General features: G+C 34.6%; 24 protein-coding genes. 23 read left to right on the top strand and 1 reads right to left on the bottom strand.

The window, feature by feature from the left end:
* Positions 1 to 106: 106 nt before the first annotated feature.
* Positions 107 to 1,159, bottom strand: a complete 1,053-nt coding sequence (locus ACNQF9_RS04520) for a 2Fe-2S iron-sulfur cluster-binding protein (protein WP_417989714.1) — start codon at positions 1,157 to 1,159, stop codon at positions 107 to 109.
* A gap of 153 nt (positions 1,160 to 1,312) precedes the next feature.
* Here ACNQF9_RS04520 and ACNQF9_RS04525 point away from each other — a divergent pair, with 153 nt between their 5' ends.
* From ACNQF9_RS04525 to ACNQF9_RS04635, 23 genes are all read left to right on the top strand, one after another.
* Complete coding sequence (locus ACNQF9_RS04525; protein WP_417959050.1) at positions 1,313 to 1,654, top strand: PadR family transcriptional regulator; 342 nt, start codon at positions 1,313 to 1,315, stop codon at positions 1,652 to 1,654.
* 10 nt (positions 1,655 to 1,664) lie between these two features.
* On the top strand, positions 1,665 to 2,345 hold the full coding sequence (locus tag ACNQF9_RS04530; protein ID WP_417989715.1) for a hypothetical protein: 681 nt from the start codon (positions 1,665 to 1,667) through the stop codon (positions 2,343 to 2,345).
* Positions 2,342 to 3,049, top strand: a complete 708-nt coding sequence (locus tag ACNQF9_RS04535) for a hypothetical protein (protein WP_417959052.1) — start codon at positions 2,342 to 2,344, stop codon at positions 3,047 to 3,049. Before ACNQF9_RS04530 ends, ACNQF9_RS04535 begins: the two co-directional genes overlap by 4 nt.
* Positions 3,050 to 3,096: 47 nt before the next feature.
* Positions 3,097 to 4,566 carry a DUF5687 family protein gene (locus tag ACNQF9_RS04540; RefSeq protein ID WP_417959053.1) on the top strand — a complete coding sequence of 490 codons (1,470 nt, stop codon included), beginning with the start codon at positions 3,097 to 3,099 and terminating at the stop codon, positions 4,564 to 4,566.
* 48 nt (positions 4,567 to 4,614) lie between these two features.
* Positions 4,615 to 5,310, top strand: coding sequence for an ABC transporter ATP-binding protein (locus tag ACNQF9_RS04545; RefSeq protein WP_417959054.1), 696 nt, complete (start codon positions 4,615 to 4,617; stop codon positions 5,308 to 5,310).
* A 305-nt stretch (positions 5,311 to 5,615) separates the two neighbouring features.
* Positions 5,616 to 8,243: a type IX secretion system periplasmic lipoprotein PorW/SprE gene (porW, locus tag ACNQF9_RS04550; RefSeq protein ID WP_417989716.1), complete on the top strand. Its 2,628-nt coding sequence runs from the start codon at positions 5,616 to 5,618 to the stop codon at positions 8,241 to 8,243.
* Positions 8,244 to 8,245: 2 nt separating this feature from the next.
* Complete coding sequence (locus ACNQF9_RS04555; protein ID WP_417959056.1) at positions 8,246 to 8,656, top strand: bactofilin family protein; 411 nt, start codon at positions 8,246 to 8,248, stop codon at positions 8,654 to 8,656.
* On the top strand, positions 8,622 to 8,849 hold the full coding sequence (locus ACNQF9_RS04560; RefSeq protein ID WP_417959057.1) for an AtpZ/AtpI family protein: 228 nt from the start codon (positions 8,622 to 8,624) through the stop codon (positions 8,847 to 8,849). Before ACNQF9_RS04555 ends, ACNQF9_RS04560 begins: the two co-directional genes overlap by 35 nt.
* 96 nt (positions 8,850 to 8,945) lie before the next feature.
* Positions 8,946 to 9,338: a DUF6168 family protein gene (locus ACNQF9_RS04565; RefSeq protein ID WP_417959058.1), complete on the top strand. Its 393-nt coding sequence runs from the start codon at positions 8,946 to 8,948 to the stop codon at positions 9,336 to 9,338.
* A 120-nt stretch (positions 9,339 to 9,458) separates the two neighbouring features.
* A complete protein-coding gene (atpB, locus tag ACNQF9_RS04570) occupies positions 9,459 to 10,592 on the top strand; it encodes a F0F1 ATP synthase subunit A (protein WP_417959059.1) in 1,134 nt (377 codons plus the stop codon).
* 77 nt (positions 10,593 to 10,669) lie between these two features.
* A complete protein-coding gene (gene atpE / locus ACNQF9_RS04575) occupies positions 10,670 to 10,861 on the top strand; it encodes an ATP synthase F0 subunit C (protein ID WP_073353856.1) in 192 nt (63 codons plus the stop codon).
* 120 nt (positions 10,862 to 10,981) lie between these two features.
* Complete coding sequence (locus tag ACNQF9_RS04580) at positions 10,982 to 11,482, top strand: F0F1 ATP synthase subunit B (RefSeq protein ID WP_417959060.1); 501 nt, start codon at positions 10,982 to 10,984, stop codon at positions 11,480 to 11,482.
* Between the two features lie 5 nt (positions 11,483 to 11,487).
* Positions 11,488 to 12,021, top strand: coding sequence for an ATP synthase F1 subunit delta (gene atpH, locus ACNQF9_RS04585; protein WP_417989717.1), 534 nt, complete (start codon positions 11,488 to 11,490; stop codon positions 12,019 to 12,021).
* A gap of 38 nt (positions 12,022 to 12,059) precedes the next feature.
* Complete coding sequence (gene atpA / locus ACNQF9_RS04590; protein WP_126455013.1) at positions 12,060 to 13,637, top strand: F0F1 ATP synthase subunit alpha; 1,578 nt, start codon at positions 12,060 to 12,062, stop codon at positions 13,635 to 13,637.
* A gap of 98 nt (positions 13,638 to 13,735) precedes the next feature.
* Positions 13,736 to 14,596, top strand: a complete 861-nt coding sequence (gene atpG, locus ACNQF9_RS04595) for an ATP synthase F1 subunit gamma (RefSeq protein WP_417959062.1) — start codon at positions 13,736 to 13,738, stop codon at positions 14,594 to 14,596.
* A 90-nt stretch (positions 14,597 to 14,686) separates the two neighbouring features.
* Positions 14,687 to 15,130 carry a GNAT family N-acetyltransferase gene (locus tag ACNQF9_RS04600; protein WP_417959063.1) on the top strand — a complete coding sequence of 148 codons (444 nt, stop codon included), beginning with the start codon at positions 14,687 to 14,689 and terminating at the stop codon, positions 15,128 to 15,130.
* 10 nt (positions 15,131 to 15,140) lie between these two features.
* Complete coding sequence (locus tag ACNQF9_RS04605; RefSeq protein WP_417959064.1) at positions 15,141 to 15,596, top strand: hypothetical protein; 456 nt, start codon at positions 15,141 to 15,143, stop codon at positions 15,594 to 15,596.
* A gap of 130 nt (positions 15,597 to 15,726) precedes the next feature.
* Positions 15,727 to 17,193, top strand: a complete 1,467-nt coding sequence (locus ACNQF9_RS04610) for a lipopolysaccharide biosynthesis protein (protein WP_417989718.1) — start codon at positions 15,727 to 15,729, stop codon at positions 17,191 to 17,193.
* 184 nt (positions 17,194 to 17,377) lie between these two features.
* Complete coding sequence (gene dut, locus ACNQF9_RS04615; RefSeq protein WP_417989719.1) at positions 17,378 to 17,812, top strand: dUTP diphosphatase; 435 nt, start codon at positions 17,378 to 17,380, stop codon at positions 17,810 to 17,812.
* A 92-nt stretch (positions 17,813 to 17,904) separates the two neighbouring features.
* Positions 17,905 to 18,915: a sugar phosphate nucleotidyltransferase gene (locus tag ACNQF9_RS04620; protein WP_417989720.1), complete on the top strand. Its 1,011-nt coding sequence runs from the start codon at positions 17,905 to 17,907 to the stop codon at positions 18,913 to 18,915.
* Between the two features lie 53 nt (positions 18,916 to 18,968).
* Positions 18,969 to 20,318, top strand: a complete 1,350-nt coding sequence (locus tag ACNQF9_RS04625; protein ID WP_417989721.1) for a tetratricopeptide repeat protein — start codon at positions 18,969 to 18,971, stop codon at positions 20,316 to 20,318.
* The gene (lolB1, locus tag ACNQF9_RS04630; RefSeq protein ID WP_417989722.1) at positions 20,318 to 21,130 is read left to right on the top strand and encodes a lipoprotein insertase outer membrane protein LolB1; all 813 of its coding nucleotides are present in this window, start codon (positions 20,318 to 20,320) and stop codon (positions 21,128 to 21,130) included. The genes ACNQF9_RS04625 and lolB1 overlap by 1 nt, the downstream gene beginning before the upstream one ends.
* Before the next feature lie 60 nt (positions 21,131 to 21,190).
* Positions 21,191 to 22,408, top strand: coding sequence for a murein hydrolase activator EnvC family protein (locus tag ACNQF9_RS04635; protein WP_417989723.1), 1,218 nt, complete (start codon positions 21,191 to 21,193; stop codon positions 22,406 to 22,408).
* Positions 22,409 to 22,468: the final 60 nt, after the last annotated feature.

Raw genomic sequence — 22,468 nt, forward strand, 5'->3', positions numbered from 1 at the left:
CTTAATGATGCATCACAAGATGTTTTACAACATTCCATTAAAAAAAGAGTTTGCACAGAGCAAACTCTTTTTTTAATGGAATACCGCTATTAAAGGGAAGAGTTTCCTAAACATCATCATAATCTACATAGATAGTTTCAGAGGTTGGATGCGCTTGACAGGTAAGAATCAAACCATCGGCGATTTCTTTATCGGTAAGAATGGAATTTTTAGTCATTTCGGCAGTTCCGGAGGTAACACGAGCGAGACAGCTGCTGCAAATTCCGCCTTGGCACGAATATGGAGCATCAATGCCTTGTTTTAAAGCAGCATCAAGTACGGTTTGTTTTTGTGACATTTCAAAAGTCGTTTCCTCGTCATCAACCATAATAGTGATTTTAGAATGGCCTCCTAATGATTTTTCTATTTTATTTTCTTTAGTAGAAGAAGAAAATAGTTCAAATTTTATCGCGGATTCTTTAACGTTGTGCTCCTTCAAAACCGCAGAAACGGTATTGATCATTTCTTCCGGACCACATAAATAAAACTTATCAAACTCTAATTCCTTGTGTTTATTATTCAAAACAAAATTTACAGTCGATTTTTCAATCCGCCCAAACAAAGCATGTTCTGCTTTGGCTTGACTGTAAACATAATGTACAAAAAGGCGGCCCACATATTGCAATTGCAAATCGTGTAATTCTTGATGGAATATGGTTTCTTCAGGCGTTTTGTTTCCGTAAACCAACACAAAAGAACTCTTAGGTTCATTTTTCAAGACCGATTTTAAGATGGAAAGTACCGGTGTGATTCCGCTTCCTGCTACAAAAGAAGCGTAGTTTTTTTGTCGGTCCGCTTGCGGTTCAAAAGTGAATTTTCCTTCTGGTTTTCCTACTTCAAGAACATCACCTGCTTTCAGTTTTGTGTTAGCAAATTGAGAAAAAGCACCGTTTTTTACTGCTTTTACTGCAATGCGCAACTCGCCACTTTCCGGAGAGGAACAGATAGAATATGCCCGACGAATTTCTTCACCATCAAGTGTTAATTTCAAATTGATGTATTGACCGGCAATAAAAGTATAGATCGGTTTTAATTCTGCAGGAACGTTAAAAAGTATCGAAACAGCGTCTTTAGTTTCGCGTTTTACTTCTTTTATGATTAATTTTAAAAAGGATGACATGTGATTATTTTTTTACAAAGATAGGAAACAGAATAGGTTTTTTGAATTCAAACTATTTGAAAATTTATATACCTAAAATTGTTATGTATAAGAATCTTATGTATATTTGAATTTTAAAGTAAGAAATACCACAAAACTTGCGCCGATTCAATCATGAAAAACTCACAATTATACAAAGGTAGCCTGAATACGATTATAATGAAATTGCTGGAAGAAAACGGCAAGATGTACGGCTATGAAATTACCCAGAAAGTAAAGACAATTACCCAAGGCGAACTCAACATCACCGAAGGCGCTTTGTATCCGGCCTTGCACAAACTGGAAGCCGAAGGTTTATTGGATGTCGAGATTGAAAAAGTGGATAATCGCATGCGTAAATATTACAAACTCACCGAAAGTGGTCAGAAAGAAACCGTAAACCGACTCTCAGAACTTGAAGATTTTATCCGGAACATGCAGAGTTTAGTGAACCCCAGTCCAAAATTAGAATTTTAATTTTTTGAAGATGAAATTAACCACCGAACAAGTAGCTCAAATAGAAGAAACTTTAGTTTTAAATGGACTCGTTTATCAAGATGTCAAACTGGAATTATTAGACCATATCGCTTCGGAAATTGAAAAAAAAATATGTAATGAAACGAATTCTTTTGAAGTTGCTTTCAAAGAAGTTTTTAAAAAATGGAAACCAGAATTAAGACTAAGTTCTTATGGTTTATTGCTCGGTCGAGGTTATTCCGGACCAAAAATAATAATGGATAAAATAGCTAGATATACTAAATCAAGATTTTGGTATATTACTTTAGGGGCAATTCCTTTGACTTTAATTGTAACAGCTTTTATTCATTTTTTTAATACCGAAACATTTACTTATTTTTTCACAAAAGCACTAAGAACTCTTTTTGTAACGGAAGTTTTTTTGGTAACAATAGCTTGGATAATAATTTGGAAATATAAGCACAAAACCACTTTTAGCTATCTTTTTAAAAAAAGAAGTATTCTAGTGTTTTTTCAACCTTTGTTATTGGGAGTTGGATTAGTGCCTATTAAACTTATAAATATTGAGACAGATGTTCAAATGGGATTTGTATATGTCTTTTTTCTGATCCTTTTGTTTTTCATGATTGATTTTGTTTTGGTATTTCAGCATATACGAGTGATTAAAAAACTATCAGTTCCTAAATCATGAAACTAACTGCGCAACAAATAGACCATCTCTACCTTTTTACCCGTCAGCATTATGTGGAATATTACGATCTACAAACGGAATTAGTCGATCATTTGGCAAACGCCATAGAAACCGAATGGCAGCAGAATCCCAAGCTTACTTTTGACGAAGTCCTGAATAAGGAATTCAGGAAGTTTGGCGTTTTTGGGTTTATGGATGTGGTAGAAAGTCGTCAAGCTGTTCTTCATAAAAAGTACAATCGGTTAGTCTTTCAACATTTTAAAACGTTTTTTAAACTGCCAAAAATTCTATTAACAATAGTAATGACCTTTTTACTTTTTAATATTCTGAAAACAAGTATTTACAACGACTATATTTTTATTGCCATTTGTATGAGTTATTTTGGATTTATTTTTCATGAATTTTACAAGAATAAGAAAATCAAAAAGACACAAAAAGAGACCAATAAAAAGAAATGGTTGTTTGAAGAAATTATCAACCAATACGGTGTTTCCTCAGGCGCTTTTTCGGTTCCATTTTATTTTTTTATTCAAATAAGCAGTCGTGCTGAAAGATATTTAGTAAATGAGTACTGGATTTTCTCAGTAAGTTTTATGATAGTACTTTTTGGAATTTTAAATTATATTTTATTCAGAGTCATCCCTTCCAAGGCTGAAGCCTATTTAAAACAAACCTACCCGGAATATAAATTAGAAAATTTGTAACGTTTTCTTATTTTGACTACATACTATAAAACCAAAACGACCAAACTATGATTCAAAAATTTATTTATCTGGAATGGAAAGCTTTTACCAGATCAGCTTCCTTTGCAACTAATCTGGCTTTGAAAATTCTGATGGGCTTTGTCGCCGTTTATTTCATTTTAATTTTCTTGGCATTAGGAGTTGGGGCCTTTTATATTCTAAAGAAAATGAATCTGGACCCAATCGTAACGGTAAACAAATTCATGATTTATTATGTATTGATGGATTTAATCATCCGATTGCTGTTGCAAAAAATTCCGGTGATGAACATTCGCCCGATGTTGATTTTCCCCATAAAAAAAGCCACCATTGTTCATTTTTCCTTGGGAAAAACCGTTTTGTCCTTCTTCAATTTGGTGCATGGTTTTTTCTTAATTCCGTTTTGTGTTGTTTTAATTATTGAAGGCTATGATGTGGTGTCAGTGGTACTATGGTATGCCGCGCTGTCTTCTTTGATATTCATCAATAATTTTCTAAATATTCTACTGAGTAATAAAGACAATTTATTTGCCATTTTTTTAGCAATAGTAGCCGTTTTAGGAGGGTTGCATTATTATGGATTTTTTAATGTTACGGATTATACCGCTCCGTTTTTCGATGCTATTTTCAATACGTATTGGGCTTTTGCCATACTGGTTTTGGCTTTAATCGGTATATATTATGTCACATTCCTGTATTTCAAAAAGAATTTATACCTGGATGCGGGATTGTCAAACAAACACGATGTTGCCAAAACGGAGGAGTTGACTTGGTTGAACCAATTTGGAACCATTGGAACTTTTTTGAAAAATGACATTAAATTAATCAAAAGAAACAAACGATCTAAAACCACAGTAGGATTGAGCGTGATGTTCCTTTTTTATGGCTTTCTTTTTTTTACCAATGCAATTGAAGTGTACAACAATCCTGTAATGCACATTTTTGCCGGGATTTTTGTTTCGGGAGGATTCCTTATCACTTTCGGACAGTTTGTACCCAGCTGGGATAGTGCGTATTATCCGTTAATGATGACGCAAAACATTCCTTACAAAGGCTATTTGAGTTCTAAATGGTGGCTGATGGTGATTGCCACAATAGTCACCACAACCATTGCCTCTTTCTATCTTTATTTTGGGTGGCAGGTGTATTTAACCATCGTTGTGGGTGCAATTTATAACATTGGAGTCAATTCTCATTTGGTCTTGCTCGGTGGCGCATATACCAAAACGCCAATCGATTTGAGTTCTGGCAAAGGCGCTTTTGGCGACAAAAAAGCATTCAATATCAAAACCATGCTAATTTCACTGCCGCAATTAGGATTGCCCGTTTTAATGTATTGGTTAGGTGCTAAATTAGGCAATCCCAATGTGGGATTAGCATTAGTAGCGTCGATGGGAGTAATAGGATTTGCATTAAAAAACAAAGTTTTCTCCTTGATTGAGAAAATCTATAAATCCGAAAAATACGCGACCCTAGCGGCATACAAACAAAAAGGATAATCAAGCGATTAACGAAATCAACAAATAACCGAATAAACTTTTTCAAAAATGATACAAGTAAACAACCTTTCGAAAACATACAACGGAACAACCGTATTAAAAATAGATACTTTAGAAATAAAAAAAGGCGAAAGCTTTGGATTAGTGGGAAATAACGGAGCTGGAAAAACCACTTTTTTCAGCCTTTTATTGGATTTAATCCAGCCATCAACAGGAAATATTGTCAATAACGAGGTACAGGTAAATACCAGCGAAAACTGGAAACCATTCACCGCTTCTTTCCTTGACGAAAGCTTCCTGATAGGTTACTTAACGCCCGAAGAATATTTTTATTTCATAGGGGATTTACGTGGACAGAACAAAGCCGATGTAGATGCATTATTGGCTACCCATGAAGAATTTTTCAATGGAGAAATCCTTAATAACAAAAAATACTTACGCGATTTATCCAAAGGGAATCAGAAAAAAGTGGGAATCATTGCTACTTTAATCGGGAATCCAGAAGTGATTATTCTTGATGAGCCGTTTGCTAATTTAGACCCCACCACACAATTTCGATTAAAGAAAATCATCAAGGATTTAGCCGATAATCCAGAAATAACCGTACTGGTTTCCAGTCATGATTTGTTGCATACCGTTGAGGTTAGTAACAGGATAGTGGCTTTGCACAAAGGGGAGGTCGTCAAAGACATTCAAACTTCTCAAGAAACGTTGCAGGAATTAGAATTGTTTTTTGCCGTTTAAAAGTCAACACAACAGTCGTAGCCAAAACTTTTTACCGCTAATTCGCTAATTGTATTCTCCAATATGTTTATTTAATTAGCGGTTTAATTCGGGCGTAACCCTACGTTAAAACTTCGGGTCGGGCTGTGCGCTGTATCTTTTTTTCTTAAAGAAAGAAAATAAAGGATGCCGCTTCCATTCCTTACGCAAGAGAGTAATATTTAAATATAACACCATAATCTTCACGATATCAAAAAGAAACGTATTTTTACCAGTCAATATACTAAAAAGTGTATTTAATAGTTAATTGATAAAAACGTTTTCCATTGAAAATCAATATATTTAAGCAGTTATTTTTCTTGTTATTTTTTATCTTTCTGGTAGCTTGTTCTACTAAGAAAGACACCTTTATAGCCAGAAATTCTCATGCGTTGAGCACAAAATATAATATTTTATATAATGGACAAGTAGGCTTGGATAAAGGAGTTCAGGCTATAAAATCCAGTAGTGATGATGATTTTTGGCAATTGTTGCCACCAGAAAAAATGCAAATTTTAGAAGATATTACAAGCACTGCAATACCAATCAATGCCGATTTTGAATTGGCAGAAGCCAAAGCTACTAAAGCGATTCAAAAACACTCTATGAATATTGGCGGAAGAGAAAAAAACACTCAAATTGATGAGGCCTATCTCATGCTTGGCAAGTCTCGCTATTATGATCAACGTTTTGTACCTGCTCTAGAGGCATTCAATTACATTCTTTACAAATATCCCAACAGTAGCAAGATTTATGAAGCTAAAATATGGCGTGAAAAAACCAACATGCGTCTGGGAAATGATGCTTTGGTTATAAAAAACATCAGTAAGCTATTGGAAGATCACGATGTAAAAAACCAAGTTTTTGCAGATGCAAACGCACTTTTAGCAGCATCCTTTTTAAATTTAGAAGAAAAAGACAGTGCCGTTTCCAAACTAAAAATAGCAGTTGAATTTACCAAAGTAAATCAAGAAAAAGCTCGGTATCGTTTTATTTTAGGGCAATTGTACCAGGAATTGGGATACCAGGACAGTGCCGTTACTTCCTATCAATCAGTGATTGAAATGAACAGAAAAGCGGAGCGAAAGTTTGTAATTCAGGCGCATGCTAAAAAAGCTACATTATTTAATTATCAAACTGGAGATTCGGTTTCTTTTGTAAAAACATTTGACGAACTGATTAAAGACAGGGAAAATCGGCCGTACAAAGATTTGATTTTTCATCAAATGGCAGTGTTTCAGGAAAAGCAAAACAATCAAAAAGGGGCTTTGGATTTCTACAACGCATCGTTAAGAACAAATTCAAAAGACACGTATTTAGTTGCCTCCAATTATAGAAATTTAGGCAACTTGTATTTTAGAACTGCAGAATATCCTACAGCGGCAAAATATTACGACAGCACGCTGGTCAAACTGAATAACAAAACAAGGGAGTTTAATAAAATTCAAAAAATACGAAGCAATCTCGATGAGGTTATTTTGTATGAAGCGCTGGCAAAAAGAAATGACAGTATTTTAAATGTGGTTGCGATGCATCCAACGGATCGAATGGACTATTTTGAAAAGTATATTGGTAAACTTAAAAAGGAAGATGAAGTCAAAATACTTCTAGAAGAAAAAAACAAAGCAAAACAAGAAAATAGAGAAAGAAACAGTTCGACTGGTTTAATTGCTGCGGCTTCCAGTCAAGAGCCGATACAATTAGCACGCAAATCACCTATGGCACCACCCACTATTGCGAGTGTGGGTTCGCAACCAGCAACTAGTATTTTCTATTTTTATAATCCTACCACAGTGGCTTTTGGGAAAGTTGAATTCAAAAGAATATGGGGTGACAGGACTTTAAATGGTAATTGGAGGATTTCTTCGGGGAATACAAACCCAACTTTGGTTGATTCTCTGAATGTGGATAAAGCAGCTTCTGATAAGGAAGTAAAAACAATTAAAATAGTGGAGCGATACACTACAGATTTTTACTTGAAACAACTTCCGACTGAACAAATAGAATTGGATAGTATTAGGAAAGAACGAAATTTTGCATACTACCAATTGGGCGTTATTTATAAGGAAAAATTCAAAGAAAATAATTTGGCTATCGCTAAACTGGAACAAATATTAAAAAACAATCCCGAGGAAAAACTCGTTCTTCCTGTGATGTATAATTTGTATAAATTATACCAAATCACGGATGCAGATAAAGCAGAGGAAATGAAAAAAAGGATATCGGGGCAGTTTCCGGAATCGCGTTATGCACAGATAATTAACAATACCGATCCAAGTGCCATCAATCAAAATGAAACGCCGGAAAGTGTCTATAGTAAATGGTATAAATTATTCCAACAAGAACAATTTGCTACAGTTTTGGAAAATTCAGATAGTTTGATCAATCAGTTTTCTGGAGACGATATTGTATCAAAGTTCGAATTGCTTAAAGCAAACACCATCGGGAAGCTTAAAGGGGTATTGGCCTACAAAAAGGCTCTTCAAGAGATCGCGGATAATTATCCAAACAGTGAAGAAGGGAAAAACGCACAGCTAATCCTTAATGATCAGATTCCGTTTTTAGAAAAAATGGAGTTCAGTACAACAGATTCAAATAATTGGAAAATTCTATATCGAGTGGGTTCCCGTGAGGATAAAAACACAAAATTTTTGGAAGAAAAAATCAAAATGTTCATAGCCAGTGAAAACCTTCAAAAATTATATTATTCGTATGATATTTATACCGTAAACGAAAATTTTATTACCCTACACGGAATAAAATCACAGGTTTATGCGAATGATATAGCAGTAGTTTTAGAAGAAAATGCAAAATATAAAATTGTGGATGTCGGCATTGTCGTTTCGGGAGAGAATTATAAAGTGATCCAAATCAAGAAAAATCTTGAAGCGTATTTAGTACTAAAAAAAGAATAAATATGTTTGATAAAAAGCAAAAATCATACACTGATCTTTTGGGAAAGACCAATAGAATTGTTGAAGGAACAACTATAAAAGGGGATATTATCTCGCAGGCTGATTTTAGAATGGACGGAAACTTGATTGGTAATTTCCAGTCCGGTGGAAAAATTGTCATAGGTCCAGCTGGAAGCGTTACCGGAGATATTGTATGCAAAAATGCCGATATTGAAGGTAAATTTGATGGTAAGATTCAGGTGACTGAAGTGATGAATGTAAAATCCAAGGCCAGTATCCATGGCGAAGTTACCGTAGGAAAGTTATCCGTAGAACCGGGTGCTGACTTTAGTGCATCTTGTGTTATGAAACCACATATAAAAAACCAAACCCTTAGCGATGGACAACAAAACACCTCAAAAAAGAGCGAATAAATGGCTTCAGCTGATTAATATTCCGATTCAGATGGGCGCCATTATTTTTCTGTTTTCCTATCTCGGTGACTGGTTAGACGAAAACCATCCTCATCCAAAAGTATATTACAGTAAAGTTTTAGTGATGGTTGGCGTTGCTTTGTCTTTATATAACGTAATCCGACAAGTAAACGAAATCAACAAGACAAAATAATTAATAACCACAACTCGCAAGATCAACCAGTAATTGTTGCGCTTATAGATAGAACAGTTTTTTATCTTAGTGCCTTTAGGGTTAAAAACTAATACAATGAATTTAAAAAATTACAAACCACTTTTGCCCTTACTAGTACTTGCGGGATTGGCTTACGGTATTCACAGGGCTGTTTTTTATGTTTTACATATAAATGATACCGCTTTCCATTATTCTATAGAAACCCTTTATTTGTTGTTTCTGGTTTTATCTATTGTGGTATTTGTGGTTTTGCTTAAAGTCAAAGAACGCAGTTTCGATAATGTGGGCATGTCCTTTCTTTTGAGTACCAGTATTAAAATGATAGTTTGTTATCTGATTTTAAAGCCTATATTGCAGGCTGCAGCCCAAAACAATGCAATAGAGAAAATTAATTTTTTTATGATGTTTATTCTCTTTTTAGCAATTGAAACGATATTAACAATACGTATATTAAACGAAAAGCAATAAATATGTGATTCAAGGAACAAATCCATCAAAAATAATTTTTTATATTCTTTTGAATATTAATAAAAGATGTACATTTGCACCAAATTTCAGAAACGTAATAAATTAAGATAATTAACTGTTATGGTGATTTCAAACAAACCACTTAGATTTATATTAGTAGCCTTGGTAGCGTGTCTTCCTCTAATCAGTTTTGCAAATCCTGAAGTGGATACTATGCAAGTAAAAACGGAAGTTGCTCCTGTTGCAGCCGAAGGAACTCATGTAGAGCCAACGGATGTAAAATCTAAAATTAAGGCATTTATTAACCATCACCTTTTGGATGCGCATGATTTTACTTTTTCAGTAAATGAAGAAACAGGAGTGCATTATGGTTTTTCATTGCCTGTTATACTCTGGGATAATGGATTGCAAGTATTTTCATCATCAAAATTTCATCATGGAGAAGAAGTTGCTGAACACAATGGAAACTTCTACGTATTGCACCACGAAAAAATATACAAAACGGAGGCGGATGGAGCTTTGACAGAAGAGCACGGTCATCCTACAAATGCAACTCCACTTGATTTATCGATTACGAAAAGTGTAATCGGTATTTTAGGAATAGCAGTCTTAATGTTTGTACTGTTTACAGGTTTAGCAAAATCGTACGGTAAAAATAACGGAATAGCATCTGGAGCTGGACGCTTTTTTGAGCCTCTTGTACTGTACATCAGAGACGAAATCGCCATTCCAAATATTGGAGAAAAAGGATATAAAAAATACATGAGTTATTTGTTAACTATATTTTTCTTTATTTTCTTTTTAAACATATTAGGATTAACACCGCTAGGATTTAACGTAACAGGAAATATTGCAATTACAGCATCATTGGCCTTGTTGACCTATTTAATCACCACTTTTACCGCTAATAAAAATTATTGGGGACACATTTTCTGGATGCCAGGCGTGCCGACTCCAATGAAATTTATTCTGGCTCCTATTGAATTATTAGGGACTATCATCAAACCATTTTCATTAATGATCCGTTTGTATGCTAACATTTTAGCAGGACACGTTGTTTTGATGAGTATCATTGGTTTAATGTTTATTTTTAAAAGTTGGATTGGAAGTACTTTGTCATTCGGATTGGCATTTGCGCTTTCTATTCTTGAAATATTGGTTGCATTTTTACAAGCATATATTTTTACCATGTTATCTGCGCTTTATTTTGGAGCAGGAAACGAAGAGCATCATCACGACGAGGCTCACCATTAAGTCGAAAGTTTAAAAGTCAGCTTGACTTTATGACAGTAGACTCTTAATAAGAATGTTTAATTTTTAATTTATATATTATGGAAATTCCAACTATTGTAGGAGCAGGATTGATTGTTATCGGAGCAGGTTTAGGTATTGGTAGAATTGGTGGTTCAGCAATGGACGCTATTGCTCGTCAACCAGAAGCTTCTGGAAAAATCCAAACAGCTATGCTTATCGCAGCTGCACTTATTGAAGGTATTGGTTTTGCTGCGTTATTCGCATCTTAATTAAAAACTTAAAAAAAACACTAGTTAACAACGGTTGGTTGTAACTAGTGTTTTTAAAATTAAAACATTACAAATTGCGATAAAAAGCAATTCATACTTTAAAATTTATAATTAGATATAATGGATAAGTTAATAAATGATTTTTCGTTTGGTTTGTTTGTTTGGCAAATAGTAATATTTGTTGGATTGATATTCTTGTTAAAAAAATTCGCTTGGAAACCAATTCTGGATGCCGTTAATGATAGAGAAGAAGGAATCAAAAATGCCTTGTTATCTGCTGAAAATGCTAGAAAAGAAATGCAAAACCTGCAAGCAGACAATCAACGTATTTTACAAGAAGCAAGATTAGAGCGTGACAACATGCTTAAAGATGCTCGTGAAATGAAAGAGAAAATGGTTGCTGATGCTAAAAACGAAGCACAAGCTCAAGGTCTGAAAATGATTGAACAAGCCAAAGCAGCAATTGAAAGTGAAAAAAATGCAGCTATGGCAGAATTGAAATTACAAGTTTCAACATTATCATTGAGTATCGCAGAAAAAATATTGAAAGACGAATTATCTAACAAAGAAGCTCAAACTAAATTAGTTGAGAAAATGTTAGGTGACGTAAAGTTAAACTAACAATTATGGCAAGTACAAGAGCAGCAATTCGTTATGCAAAAGCAATTCTAGACTTAGCAAACTCAAAAGGTGTTGCCGAAGTTGTAAATAACGATATGAAATTGATTGCTTCAACAATTAATGGTAATTTGGAATTGAGTACTTTTATTCAAAATCCTACCATGAAAGTGGAAGTTAAAGAAAAAGCACTGTTAGAAGTTTTTGCCGATAGCAATGGTGTGACCCAAGGGTTGTTTCATTTGTTATTTGAAAACAAAAGATTCGAAATTCTAGAAGCAATTGCAATAGAGTACAGTAAATTATCGGATATTATGAATGGTATTGAAGTAGCGCAGGTTACTACAGCGATTCCTATGGATGCAGCGTTAGAAGCTAAAGTTTTGGCTAAAATCGCAACCCTTTCGGATAAAAAAATCACAATCGAAAATATAGTAGATGCTTCTATCATTGGAGGATTTATTTTAAGAATAGGCGACAAGCAGTACAACGCTTCAGTAGCCAACAGATTACAAGTATTAAAAAGAGAGTTAAGTAATTAGTTTTATTGCACATTTAAGTGTCTAAATTATAAATTAAGATGGCGGAAATCAAACCTGCTGAAATTTCAGCAATATTAAGAAAGCAAGTAGAAGGTTTTGAATCTGGTGCTACACTAGAAGAAGTAGGAACAGTACTTCAAGTTGGAGATGGTATTGCTCGTGTTTACGGGCTTTCGAATGTTCAATATGGAGAGTTAGTTGAATTTGACAATGGATTAGAAGCTATTGTTTTGAATCTTGAAGAAGACAATGTAGGCGTGGTACTTTTAGGACCATCTACAGGAATCAAAGAGGGTTCAACTGCTAAAAGAACACAACGTATTGCTTCTCTTAAAGTAGGAGAACAAATGGTAGGTCGTGTAGTAAACACCCTTGGTTTTCCAATTGATGGTAAAGGACCAATCGGTGGAGATTTATACGAGATGCCTTTAGAGAGAAAAGCTCCTGGAGTTATCTTCCGTCAACCCGTTACTGAGCCATTACAAACAGGTATTAAAGCAGTAGATGCTATGATTCCAGTGGGTCGTGGACAACGTGAGCTAGTTATTGGTGACCGTCAAACAGGTAAATCAACGGTTTGTATCGATACGATCTTAAATCAAAAAGAATTTTATGATGCAGGAAAACCTGTATTCTGTATATATGTTGCCATTGGACAAAAAGCGTCAACTGTAGCGGGAATTGCTAAAATGTTAGAAGAAAAAGGAGCAATGGCGTATACCATTATTGTTGCTGCTAATGCTTCTGATCCAGCTCCGATGCAAGTATATGCTCCTTTTGCGGGTGCTGCAATTGGAGAATATTTTAGAGATTCAGGTCGCCCGGCTTTAATTGTTTATGATGATTTATCTAAACAAGCTGTTGCATACCGTGAGGTTTCTCTTTTATTGAGAAGACCACCGGGACGTGAAGCTTATCCTGGAGACGTTTTTTACTTACACAGTAGGTTATTAGAACGTGCTTGTAAAGTAATTGCAGATGATGGAATTGCTAAAGACATGAACGATTTACCAGATTCATTGAAATCAATTGTTAAAGGTGGTGGTTCTCTTACTGCTTTGCCAATTATTGAAACTCAAGCTGGTGACGTTTCTGCTTATATCCCAACAAACGTAATTTCGATTACAGATGGTCAAATTTTCTTGGATGGAGATTTGTTTAACTCTGGGGTTCGTCCAGCAATTAACGTAGGTATTTCGGTATCTCGTGTTGGTGGAAATGCACAAATTAAATCAATGAAAAAAGTAGCAGGTACTTTGAAACTGGATCAAGCACAATTCCGTGAATTGGAAGCGTTTGCTAAATTTGGTTCTGATCTTGATGCCGTTACTTTAAATGTAATTGAAAAAGGAAGAAGAAACGTTGAGATCTTGAAACAAGGTTTGAACGATCCTTATACTGTTGAAGATCAAGTTGCAATTATCTATGCGGGTTCTAAAAACTTGTTGAGAAATGTTCCTGTGAACAAAGTAAGAGAATTTGAGAAAGATTTCTTGGAATTCTTGAACAACAAACACAGAGCAACTCTTGATGCGTTGAAAGCAGGAAAATTGACAGACGAAATTACAGATGTAATCGAAACTGTAGCAAAAGAATTATCAGCAAAATATAACTAAAAATAGTCCAAAGTTGTAAAGTCCAAAGTCCTAAAGTCAGTTAATCGGCTTTTAAGTACTTTAGACTTTATGACTTTATGACATTAGACTAATATAAAATGGCAAATTTAAAGGAAATCCGTAATAGAATTACTTCCGTTTCATCTACGATGCAAATTACATCGGCAATGAAAATGGTTTCTGCAGCAAAGCTAAAGAAAGCACAAGATGCAATCACAGCAATGCGCCCTTATGCCGAAAAATTAACGGAATTATTGCAAAATCTTTCTGCTACACTGGAAGGTGATGCCGGTGGAGAATTTACAACCCAACGCGAAATCAAGAAGGTATTATTAGTAGTGATAACTTCAAACAGAGGTTTAGCTGGTGCTTTTAATACAAATGCAATTAAAGGTGCTAAAAACCGTGCTGAATTTTACGCAGGCAAACAAGTAGACGTTTTTGCTATTGGTAAAAAAGGAAACGATGTTTTAAGTAAAACACTTTCAGTAGTTGACAATCAAAGCGCTATTTTTGATGATTTGACTTTTGATAACGTAGCTAAGATTTCAGATCTTTTGACTCATAAATTTCTTTCTGGTGAATATGATAAAATAGAGTTGATTTACAATCAATTTAAAAATGCCGCAACACAAATCATTCAAACGGAACAATTTTTGCCTTTAGCACCGATAAAATCCGATGTTGCAGTTTCGACTGGAGATTATATTTTTGAACCTTCAAAAGAAGAAATCGTGTTGACTTTGATTCCAAAATCGTTAAAAACACAATTGTATAAAGGAATTCGTGATTCATTTGCTTCAGAACACGGAGCGCGTATGACAGCCATGCACAAAGCCACGGATAATGCAACTGAATTGAGAAATCAATTGAAATTGACATACAATAAAGCACGTCAGGCATCTATTACTAACGAAATATTAGAGATTGTTGGTGGAGCAGAAGCATTGAATGGATAATAAAGTATTGATTCAAAATATATTCTAAGAGCCAACAGATGTTGGCTCTTTTTTTGTTTAATTTTATCGTTAAAAATAATACTAGAAAGTATGCAATTAAAAATTAGAGAACTAACCACAGTAGCGGAGATGCTTGGTAATATTGATGTAATGCGATTTTTATATCCCACTTTTACGGTAGAAAAATATGAATCGTATCTTATCGAGATGATTCCCCATAATTACAAACAGGTTGCCATTTTTGAAAACGAGGTTTGTGTGGCGGTTTCTGGATTTTGGTCAGGGACAAAACTTTGGTCAGGAAAATACATAGAGATTGATAATTTTATCGTTCATCCGGAGCATCGTTCCAAAGGATTGGGCAAAATGATGACGGATTATGTTGATGTTTTGGCCAAGGAAACTGGTTGTACGATGATTGTTTTAGATGCTTTTACTGGAAATTTCACGGCACATCGTTTCTATTATAATCAAGGTTATGTTCCAAAAGGATTTCACTTTCTTAAGATTCTAAACGAAGACGGATTAAGTTAAAATGGCTATTATGAAAGGATATAAAATAATTGGCCTCTTATTTAGCTCTGCATTAAGCCTTACTTTTTGTGCCATGAAACAAGAAATCCAAACGGAATTTCCTCAAGGAATGCAATCGGTTTTTTATCAAAAAGATAAAAACGTTAAGGAAAGGACTGTCATGCATTTTTATATTGACTTCAAAAAACCGCTTGCGGCAAATATCAAACTGAAGAAAATCTATTTTCACAATCAAGAATCTAAGGTTGAAGAAATCACTAGAAATACTTTTGTAGCACATTTTTATGAAAGCAATAAACAAGAAGATTTGATTCTGGATAGTAATCTTGCCAAAGAATATGGGAATAAAGCACCGGTTATTCAAAAATCTAAATTTGATTTAAAACGCAACGAAGCAGTTTTAGAATACAAGAAAGAGAATAAACTATATTTTTTTAAAATATCGAATGTCACAGAAAAGCCATAAAGCTATTTTCGGTGGAAAATGAATTAGTCTTTATTGTAGGTGTTTCGGTTTTAAAACTAATATTCACTTCAGCGGATTAAACCAAAGAATTAGTTATTTTTGTTTGCTTAATTTTAATAGACATACCATTTTGGGATTATATAAAAATCTTTTTAAACAGACTGCCATTTATGGATTGGCTACGGTGATACCAAGAATGTTCAGTTTTTTACTAGTGCCCTTATACACGGATTTACTTCCAAAAGAATCGTATGGAAAGGTTTCCATCATTTTTGCTGGAATGATTTTTTTTAATGTTATTCTGTCTTACGGAATGGAAACTGCTTTTTTTAGGTTTTACAACAAAGAAACCAATAAGAATTCAGTAGTAGAAACCACCTCCGTTTCTATTTTTTGGACTTCCATAGCGTTTTTATTCGGAGCTTTATTATTCCGAAATACATTATCTAGTTGGGCTGAAATAGACCTACAATACATTAGTTACACGATTTGGATTTTAGTGCTCGACGCTTTGGTGATTGTTCCATTCTCTAAATTAAGAGTCAATCAGCAACCCGTAAAATATGCGATAATCAAAATAGGAAATGTAGCTGTCAATCTGTTTTTGAATCTTTTCTTTTTAAGTTATTTACCCGCGATTGCAGAATCAAATCCTGACAGTATCTTACGATCTCTATACCTGGAAGATTTTCAGATAGGCTATATATTTGTTTCCAACATTGTTGCCAGCTTACTTACATTTATACTGCTGTCGCCCAATTATTTCAAATTAAAATGGCATTTTGATTACCAACTCTGGAAAAGAATGATGCAGTACGGTATGCCAATCATGATTGCTGGGGTTGCCTTTGCGATCAACGAGCAATTTGACAAAATTTTATTGGGCTATTTATTGCCTCCTGATAGCGCTGCTGCTGAAGTAGGAGTGTATTCTGCCTGTTACAAATTGGGTTTGTTCATGGTTTTATACCGTACAGCCTACACTTTAGGAATCGAACCCTTCTTTTTCAGTCACTCTGAAAGCGAGGATGCGCCACAAACCTACGCGACAATTACCAAGTACTTTGTTATTTTCGGGTCTTTTATATTGTTGTCCGTTATCGTTTTTGCAGATGTACTTAAAGTCATCATGATTCAGGACGAGTCCTACTGGGAAGCCATGAAAGTAGTACCGCTGATTATACTGGCCAACTTCTTCTTAGGGATTTACACCAATCTTTCTGTGTGGTACAAATTAATCGACAAAACTCACATTGGTGCTTACATTTCCATTGTGGGAGCCATAATTACACTCGTATTAAATTATCTGTTAATACCAACAATGAGCTATTATGGCTCAGCGATTGCCACTATTGCTGCCTATGGAAGTATGATGATGATTTCGTATTATTTTGGTAATAAATACTATCCTATCCCTTACGACACCAACAAAATCAGTATGTATCTATTGGTTTCGATAGGGTTTTCGGCTATTTCATTTTACGGTTTTAGAGAGAATTATTACATCGGAATCCCATTATTACTCGTATTTATGTATTTTATATACCATAATGAAAAAGAATTATTAACTAAAATTGTAACCCGAAGAAAGAACTAGAATAGAGTTCTCAGGAGCTATTTCCTGCTTTTTGCTGTATCTTTTCTTTTTAAAGAAAAAAAGAAAAGGATGCCGCTGCAATCAGGGCTATTAAAAATCTATATTAATACGAAACAACAGCTACAAACAAATACTAGCAAGCCCCGACTTGTTGCTTCTACATCCATATTTTAAAATAAAAAAAATGAGAATAAACATAATTAACAAATCACAGCACTCCTTGCCAAACTATGAAACTATAGCGTCGGCAGGAATGGACTTACGTGCTAATCTAACCGAATCCATAACACTAAAACCACTAGGCAGAGCCATTGTAAAAACAGGTCTTTTCATAGCGCTACCTATCGGGTACGAGGCACAAGTACGGCCAAGGAGCGGTTTGGCGGCTAAAAATGGAATAACCGTCCTGAATGCTCCGGGAACAGTAGATGCTGATTATCGGGGTGAAATTGGAGTTATTTTAGTAAATTTATCCAATGAAGATTTTGTTATTGAAAATGGAGAACGCATTGCCCAACTCATCATTGCAAAACACGAGCGTGCAGAATGGATCCAAGTCCAGGAGCTTTCAGAAACTTCTAGAGGCGAAGGTGGATTTGGGAGTACTGGAGTAAAATAATTTAATTTAATAATTCAAAGATTTAATAATTCAAAGATTTTTGATTCTAATTTTTAATTTTTTAATTTTTCAATCTTTTAATATAAAAAAACATGAAAATAATTGTCCCAATGGCTGGTCGTGGTTCACGTCTTCGCCCACATACTTTAACTATTCCAAAACCATTAATTCCTATTGCTGGAAAACCAATCGTTCACCGTCTGGTTGAGGATATTGCCGGGGTATTGAATCAAGATATCGAAGAAGTTGCTTTTATCATCCATGAAAGTTTTGGCAAGAAAGTGGAAGAGGAATTAATCGCTATCGCACAAAAATTAGGCGCCAAAGGCACTATTTATTATCAAAACGAAGCTTTAGGAACCGGTCACGCCATCATGTGTGCTAAAGATTCTTTAAGCGGACCTGCCGTTATTGCGTATGCAGATACATTAATTCGGGCTGATTTTGATTTAGATACAAATGCTGACAGCGTTATTTGGGTAAAACAAGTGGAGCATCCAGAAGCTTTTGGAGTTATTAATTTGAATGATGCGAATGAAATAGTCGAACTGGTTGAGAAGCCTACGGAATTTGTCTCAGACCTTGCCGTTATTGGAATTTATTACTTTAAAGAGGTAGAGGTATTAAAAAACGAACTTCAATTCGTTTTAGATAATAATATTATTCACGGTGGAGAATATCAAATTAACGATGGAATCAAACAAATGATGGCCAAGGGCATGAAATTTGTTCCTGGTAAAGTAGACGAATGGATGGACTGTGGCAACAAAAATGTGACCGTAGAAACCAATTCCAGAATGTTGGGCTTCCTGTATAATGATGGAGCGCATTTAGTTGACTTTGATGTCAAGTTAGAAAATTCGACTATAATTCCGCCCTGTTATATCGGTACAGATGTGGTTTTGATAAATACCACGGTAGGACCTAATGTTTCCCTAGGAAATGGATGTCACGTACAAAACAGTACACTTAAAAATAGTTTGGTACAAACCCATGTTCATATAAAAAATGCAGATTTAGATAATGCAATGATCGGAAATCACGCCAGTTTCAATGGGAATTTTATGAGCATCAGCATCGGAGATTATTCAGTGTTAGAATAAAAAAGTCCCTTTTATTGGGGTACTATTTGGTAACGTAGCGAATTAATTTTAAAATGAAAAAAAGCATTTTCATACTGCTATTTCTATCTTTGCAATGCAATTCAGCTTTGCTATGGGCACAAACGGAACCAGAGGAAATTAAGCTGGATGCAGATCAGTTTGAGGAGCTTTTTTACGAATCCTTGCTTCAAAAAGGGATTGAAAATTATGATAAAGCGATAGTGGCATTGGACAAAGCTAACAAGATCAAACCCAATGATGCAACCGTTTATTATGAACTAGGGAAGAATTATTTAGCCTTAAAAGAGTATAAAAGTGCCTATAACTCCTTTGAAATTGCTACCAAAATTGATCCTAAAAATAAATGGTTCTGGATAGGAATGTATGATGTGAGTTACGAAACTAAAAATTTCACTCAGGGTATTGGTGTTATTAATAAGCTGATTGAATTTGATCCGAAATACAAAGAGGACTTGACCTCATTGTATATGGGGACCAATCAGTATGAAAAAGCTTTGGCGTTGATTCAGGAACTCAACGAAACCTTTGGAAAAACGGATCGTAGGGAATTATACAAGAGCCAGATTTTATCCGTAGGGAAATTTCAGAATATGGAGATTACCAATCTGGAAGATCTGATTGCAAAAAATCCACAAGACGAGTTCAATTATATCAGTTTGATATTTTTGTATTCTAAAAATAATGAAGAATCAAAAGCTTTTGATACAGTCAAAAAACTTGAAAAAGCGATTCCAAATTCGGAGTGGGCTCAAGTAAGTTTGTTCAAGAATTATTTGGATGCTAATGATGTACCAAAAGCCATCAAAGCAATGAATATTGTTTTGGCTAGTGCTAAAATAGATTCGAAAATCAAACACAGAATTCTGAATGAGTTTCTGATTTTCACACACAAGAATCCGGAATATTCGACTGATTTAGAGAAAGCTGTCAGTTATTTCGACAACGACACTTCTGTAAATGTAGCCAAAGAAATAGGAAAGTTTTTCCAGGCTAAAAAACAATGGGACAAGGCCATTGCGTATTATGAGAAATCAGCAGATAATGGGTCAGAAGATGTCATCGAATCGAATTTACTTTTGTTACAAGCGTATACAGAACAGAAACAATTTGAGGTCGTAGCCAAAAAAGCACTTGTAATGGTAGAGACTTTTCCAACACAACCACAGTTTTATTATTATGCTGGTTTGGCCAACAATCAACTCCAACAATTTAAAAAAGCGAAGGATTTTCTCGAAATAGGCATGGATTATGTAGTAGAGAATAAAGAATTGGAAATAAATTTCAATATCCAACTTGGAGAAGCCTATAATGGCTTGGGAGATTTCAAGAAAAAAGACTTGTTTTTCTCTAAAGCCAATCAATTATTAAAAGAAAAAAAATAATGAAAAAATATTCAATACTAGTGTTACGTCGGGTTTTTATAGTTTGCTTTGCTGCTTCGCTCACGCTCGTATCGTGTAAAACGAAAGCAATTGCGGTTTCAGCAAACAATGAGCCTATGGCAGAGGCAGGCTACATGTCAGCCAAAAAAATAATAGAAAATCATTACAACAATAAAAATGAATTTTCTACATTATATATTAAGTCAAATGCGCGTTACGCCGATGACAAACAAACTCAAAATGTCACCGCTGAAATCAAGATTAAGAAAGACGAGCAAATTTTGGTAAGCATTCGTTTTCTGGGAATTACAATGGCAAAAGCACTTATCACGCCCACTAAGGTAAGTTATTACGAAAAGATAAATGGGAAATATTTTGAGGGAGATTTTAGTAGTTTAAGCCAATGGCTGGGAACTGATCTGGATTACAATAAAATTCAAAACATGTTATTAGGTCAAGCGATTGATGATTTAACAAAGGGAAAATACTTGGAATCTTTACTGGAACAAACCTATCGATTAGACGATACTTCAAATAAAAACACTAAAAAATCATTCTTTTTGGATGCCGATAAGTTTTTAGTTCAAAAACAAGAAATAACACAAACCGCCGAAGAGCGGATGATCAAAGTGGCTTACGCAGCTAATAAAGTATACAACGAGGCTATATTGCCAACTAGTGTTCTTATTAATACGTTTCAGAAGAAAGGAAACACCGAAATCAATCTGGAATACAACTCGGTTACTTTCAATGAAGAACTTTCTTTTCCTTATAGTGTTCCAAATGGGTACAAAAGAATTATAATTAAGTAAATTCGCAAAAAATATTTTTTCAATATGCCAAAATTTCTCCTTAGCCTAATTTTTATCTGTATGACTTCATTGTTGTGGAGCCAAGAATCCCAACAAGAAAAACTTGAACAACGTAAAGCTCAAATTCAAAAAGAAATTCGAGAAAACGAAAAATTATTACAGAACGTAAAGAAAAAAGAAAAATCTGCGGTTAATGTAGTTATCATTCAAAGCACTAAAATAAAGCTGAAAGAAAAATTAATTAATACGACTGAAAAGCAGACCAAGTTGCTTAATAATGACATGTATATTAATCAAGTGCAGATTAATAAGCTTAAAAAAGAATTAACGGAGCTTAAGGAGGATTACGCTCAGATGATTGTAAAATCATATAAAAGTCGTTCATCAGAAAGCAGAGCGATGTTCTTATTGTCGTCTGAAAATTTCTTACAGGCTTATAAAAGAGCCCAGTACATGAAACAGTACACCAGTTACAGAAAAATGCAGGGTGAAGAAATAAAATCAAAGTCGAACAAGCTTACGGATTTTAATCAAAAATTAAATGTACAAAAAACAGCAAAACAAAAACTGATTGCTGAAAACGAAAAAGAGCGGTTGTCACTCGAAAAAGAGAAGAAAGAGCAATTGAAGCTCGTAAGTGTTATCAAAAAAGATAAAAATAAGATTTCCCAAGAAATTAAAAAAAGACAACAAGAATACAGAACAATTGACCGACAAATCAATAAATTAATTCGGGAAGCTATTGCTGCTGCTAATAGAAAAGCCGCTTTGGAAAAAGCAAAAGCCAATCCTAATGCCCCGGTTTCCAAAGCCGCTGTGTCATCTTCTAAAATTGAGTTGACTCCGGAATCTAAAATAATTGCAGATAATTTCAGAGCCAATAGAGGAAGATTGCCATACCCTGTTGAAAAAGGATACGTATCATTAGGATATGGAAATCAAACGCATCCTTTATTTAATACGATTACCGTTCACAATAGTGGTGTAGAAATAACCACTGACAAAGGTGCAAACGCAAGAGCTGTTTTTGGAGGCGAAGTAACCAGCGTTATTGTTTTATCACCGGTGAATAAAGCAGTTATGATACAACACGGAGATTACTTTACGGTCTATCAAAACTTAAGTTCTGTTAGTGTTAGTAAAGGCGATAAGGTGAGTATAAAGCAAAATTTAGGAAGAGTAAGGACCAATGGAGAGACTGGGAAAACAATTATTAAATTTTTAATTCTTCAAAACACTACTTATAACAATCCAGAAGGTTGGTTGTCCCCAAGATAAGAAGCGTTATTTATGTAAAAAAAAGCACTACTGTATTCCTAGGAATACAATAGTGCTTTT

Origin of the sequence: Flavobacterium amylolyticum, assembly GCF_048284335.1 — a bacterium.
GTDB lineage: Bacteria > Bacteroidota > Bacteroidia > Flavobacteriales > Flavobacteriaceae > Flavobacterium.

What these genes read in the sequence shown, in the direction of transcription:
- ACNQF9_RS04520 (WP_417989714.1), bottom strand. Translation starts at nt 1,159, where the DNA reads ATGTCATCCTTTTTAAAATTAATCATAAAAGAAGTAAAACGCGAAACT.
- ACNQF9_RS04525 (WP_417959050.1), top strand. Translation starts at nt 1,313, where the DNA reads ATGAAAAACTCACAATTATACAAAGGTAGCCTGAATACGATTATAATG.
- ACNQF9_RS04530 (WP_417989715.1), top strand. Translation starts at nt 1,665, where the DNA reads ATGAAATTAACCACCGAACAAGTAGCTCAAATAGAAGAAACTTTAGTT.
- ACNQF9_RS04535 (WP_417959052.1), top strand. Translation starts at nt 2,342, where the DNA reads ATGAAACTAACTGCGCAACAAATAGACCATCTCTACCTTTTTACCCGT.
- ACNQF9_RS04540 (WP_417959053.1), top strand. Translation starts at nt 3,097, where the DNA reads ATGATTCAAAAATTTATTTATCTGGAATGGAAAGCTTTTACCAGATCA.
- ACNQF9_RS04545 (WP_417959054.1), top strand. Translation starts at nt 4,615, where the DNA reads ATGATACAAGTAAACAACCTTTCGAAAACATACAACGGAACAACCGTA.
- ACNQF9_RS04555 (WP_417959056.1), top strand. Translation starts at nt 8,246, where the DNA reads ATGTTTGATAAAAAGCAAAAATCATACACTGATCTTTTGGGAAAGACC.
- ACNQF9_RS04560 (WP_417959057.1), top strand. Translation starts at nt 8,622, where the DNA reads ATGGACAACAAAACACCTCAAAAAAGAGCGAATAAATGGCTTCAGCTG.
- ACNQF9_RS04565 (WP_417959058.1), top strand. Translation starts at nt 8,946, where the DNA reads ATGAATTTAAAAAATTACAAACCACTTTTGCCCTTACTAGTACTTGCG.
- atpB (WP_417959059.1), top strand. Translation starts at nt 9,459, where the DNA reads ATGGTGATTTCAAACAAACCACTTAGATTTATATTAGTAGCCTTGGTA.
- atpE (WP_073353856.1), top strand. Translation starts at nt 10,670, where the DNA reads ATGGAAATTCCAACTATTGTAGGAGCAGGATTGATTGTTATCGGAGCA.
- ACNQF9_RS04580 (WP_417959060.1), top strand. Translation starts at nt 10,982, where the DNA reads ATGGATAAGTTAATAAATGATTTTTCGTTTGGTTTGTTTGTTTGGCAA.
- atpH (WP_417989717.1), top strand. Translation starts at nt 11,488, where the DNA reads ATGGCAAGTACAAGAGCAGCAATTCGTTATGCAAAAGCAATTCTAGAC.
- atpA (WP_126455013.1), top strand. Translation starts at nt 12,060, where the DNA reads ATGGCGGAAATCAAACCTGCTGAAATTTCAGCAATATTAAGAAAGCAA.
- atpG (WP_417959062.1), top strand. Translation starts at nt 13,736, where the DNA reads ATGGCAAATTTAAAGGAAATCCGTAATAGAATTACTTCCGTTTCATCT.
- ACNQF9_RS04600 (WP_417959063.1), top strand. Translation starts at nt 14,687, where the DNA reads ATGCAATTAAAAATTAGAGAACTAACCACAGTAGCGGAGATGCTTGGT.
- ACNQF9_RS04605 (WP_417959064.1), top strand. Translation starts at nt 15,141, where the DNA reads ATGAAAGGATATAAAATAATTGGCCTCTTATTTAGCTCTGCATTAAGC.
- dut (WP_417989719.1), top strand. Translation starts at nt 17,378, where the DNA reads ATGAGAATAAACATAATTAACAAATCACAGCACTCCTTGCCAAACTAT.
- ACNQF9_RS04620 (WP_417989720.1), top strand. Translation starts at nt 17,905, where the DNA reads ATGAAAATAATTGTCCCAATGGCTGGTCGTGGTTCACGTCTTCGCCCA.
- ACNQF9_RS04625 (WP_417989721.1), top strand. Translation starts at nt 18,969, where the DNA reads ATGAAAAAAAGCATTTTCATACTGCTATTTCTATCTTTGCAATGCAAT.
- lolB1 (WP_417989722.1), top strand. Translation starts at nt 20,318, where the DNA reads ATGAAAAAATATTCAATACTAGTGTTACGTCGGGTTTTTATAGTTTGC.
- ACNQF9_RS04635 (WP_417989723.1), top strand. Translation starts at nt 21,191, where the DNA reads ATGACTTCATTGTTGTGGAGCCAAGAATCCCAACAAGAAAAACTTGAA.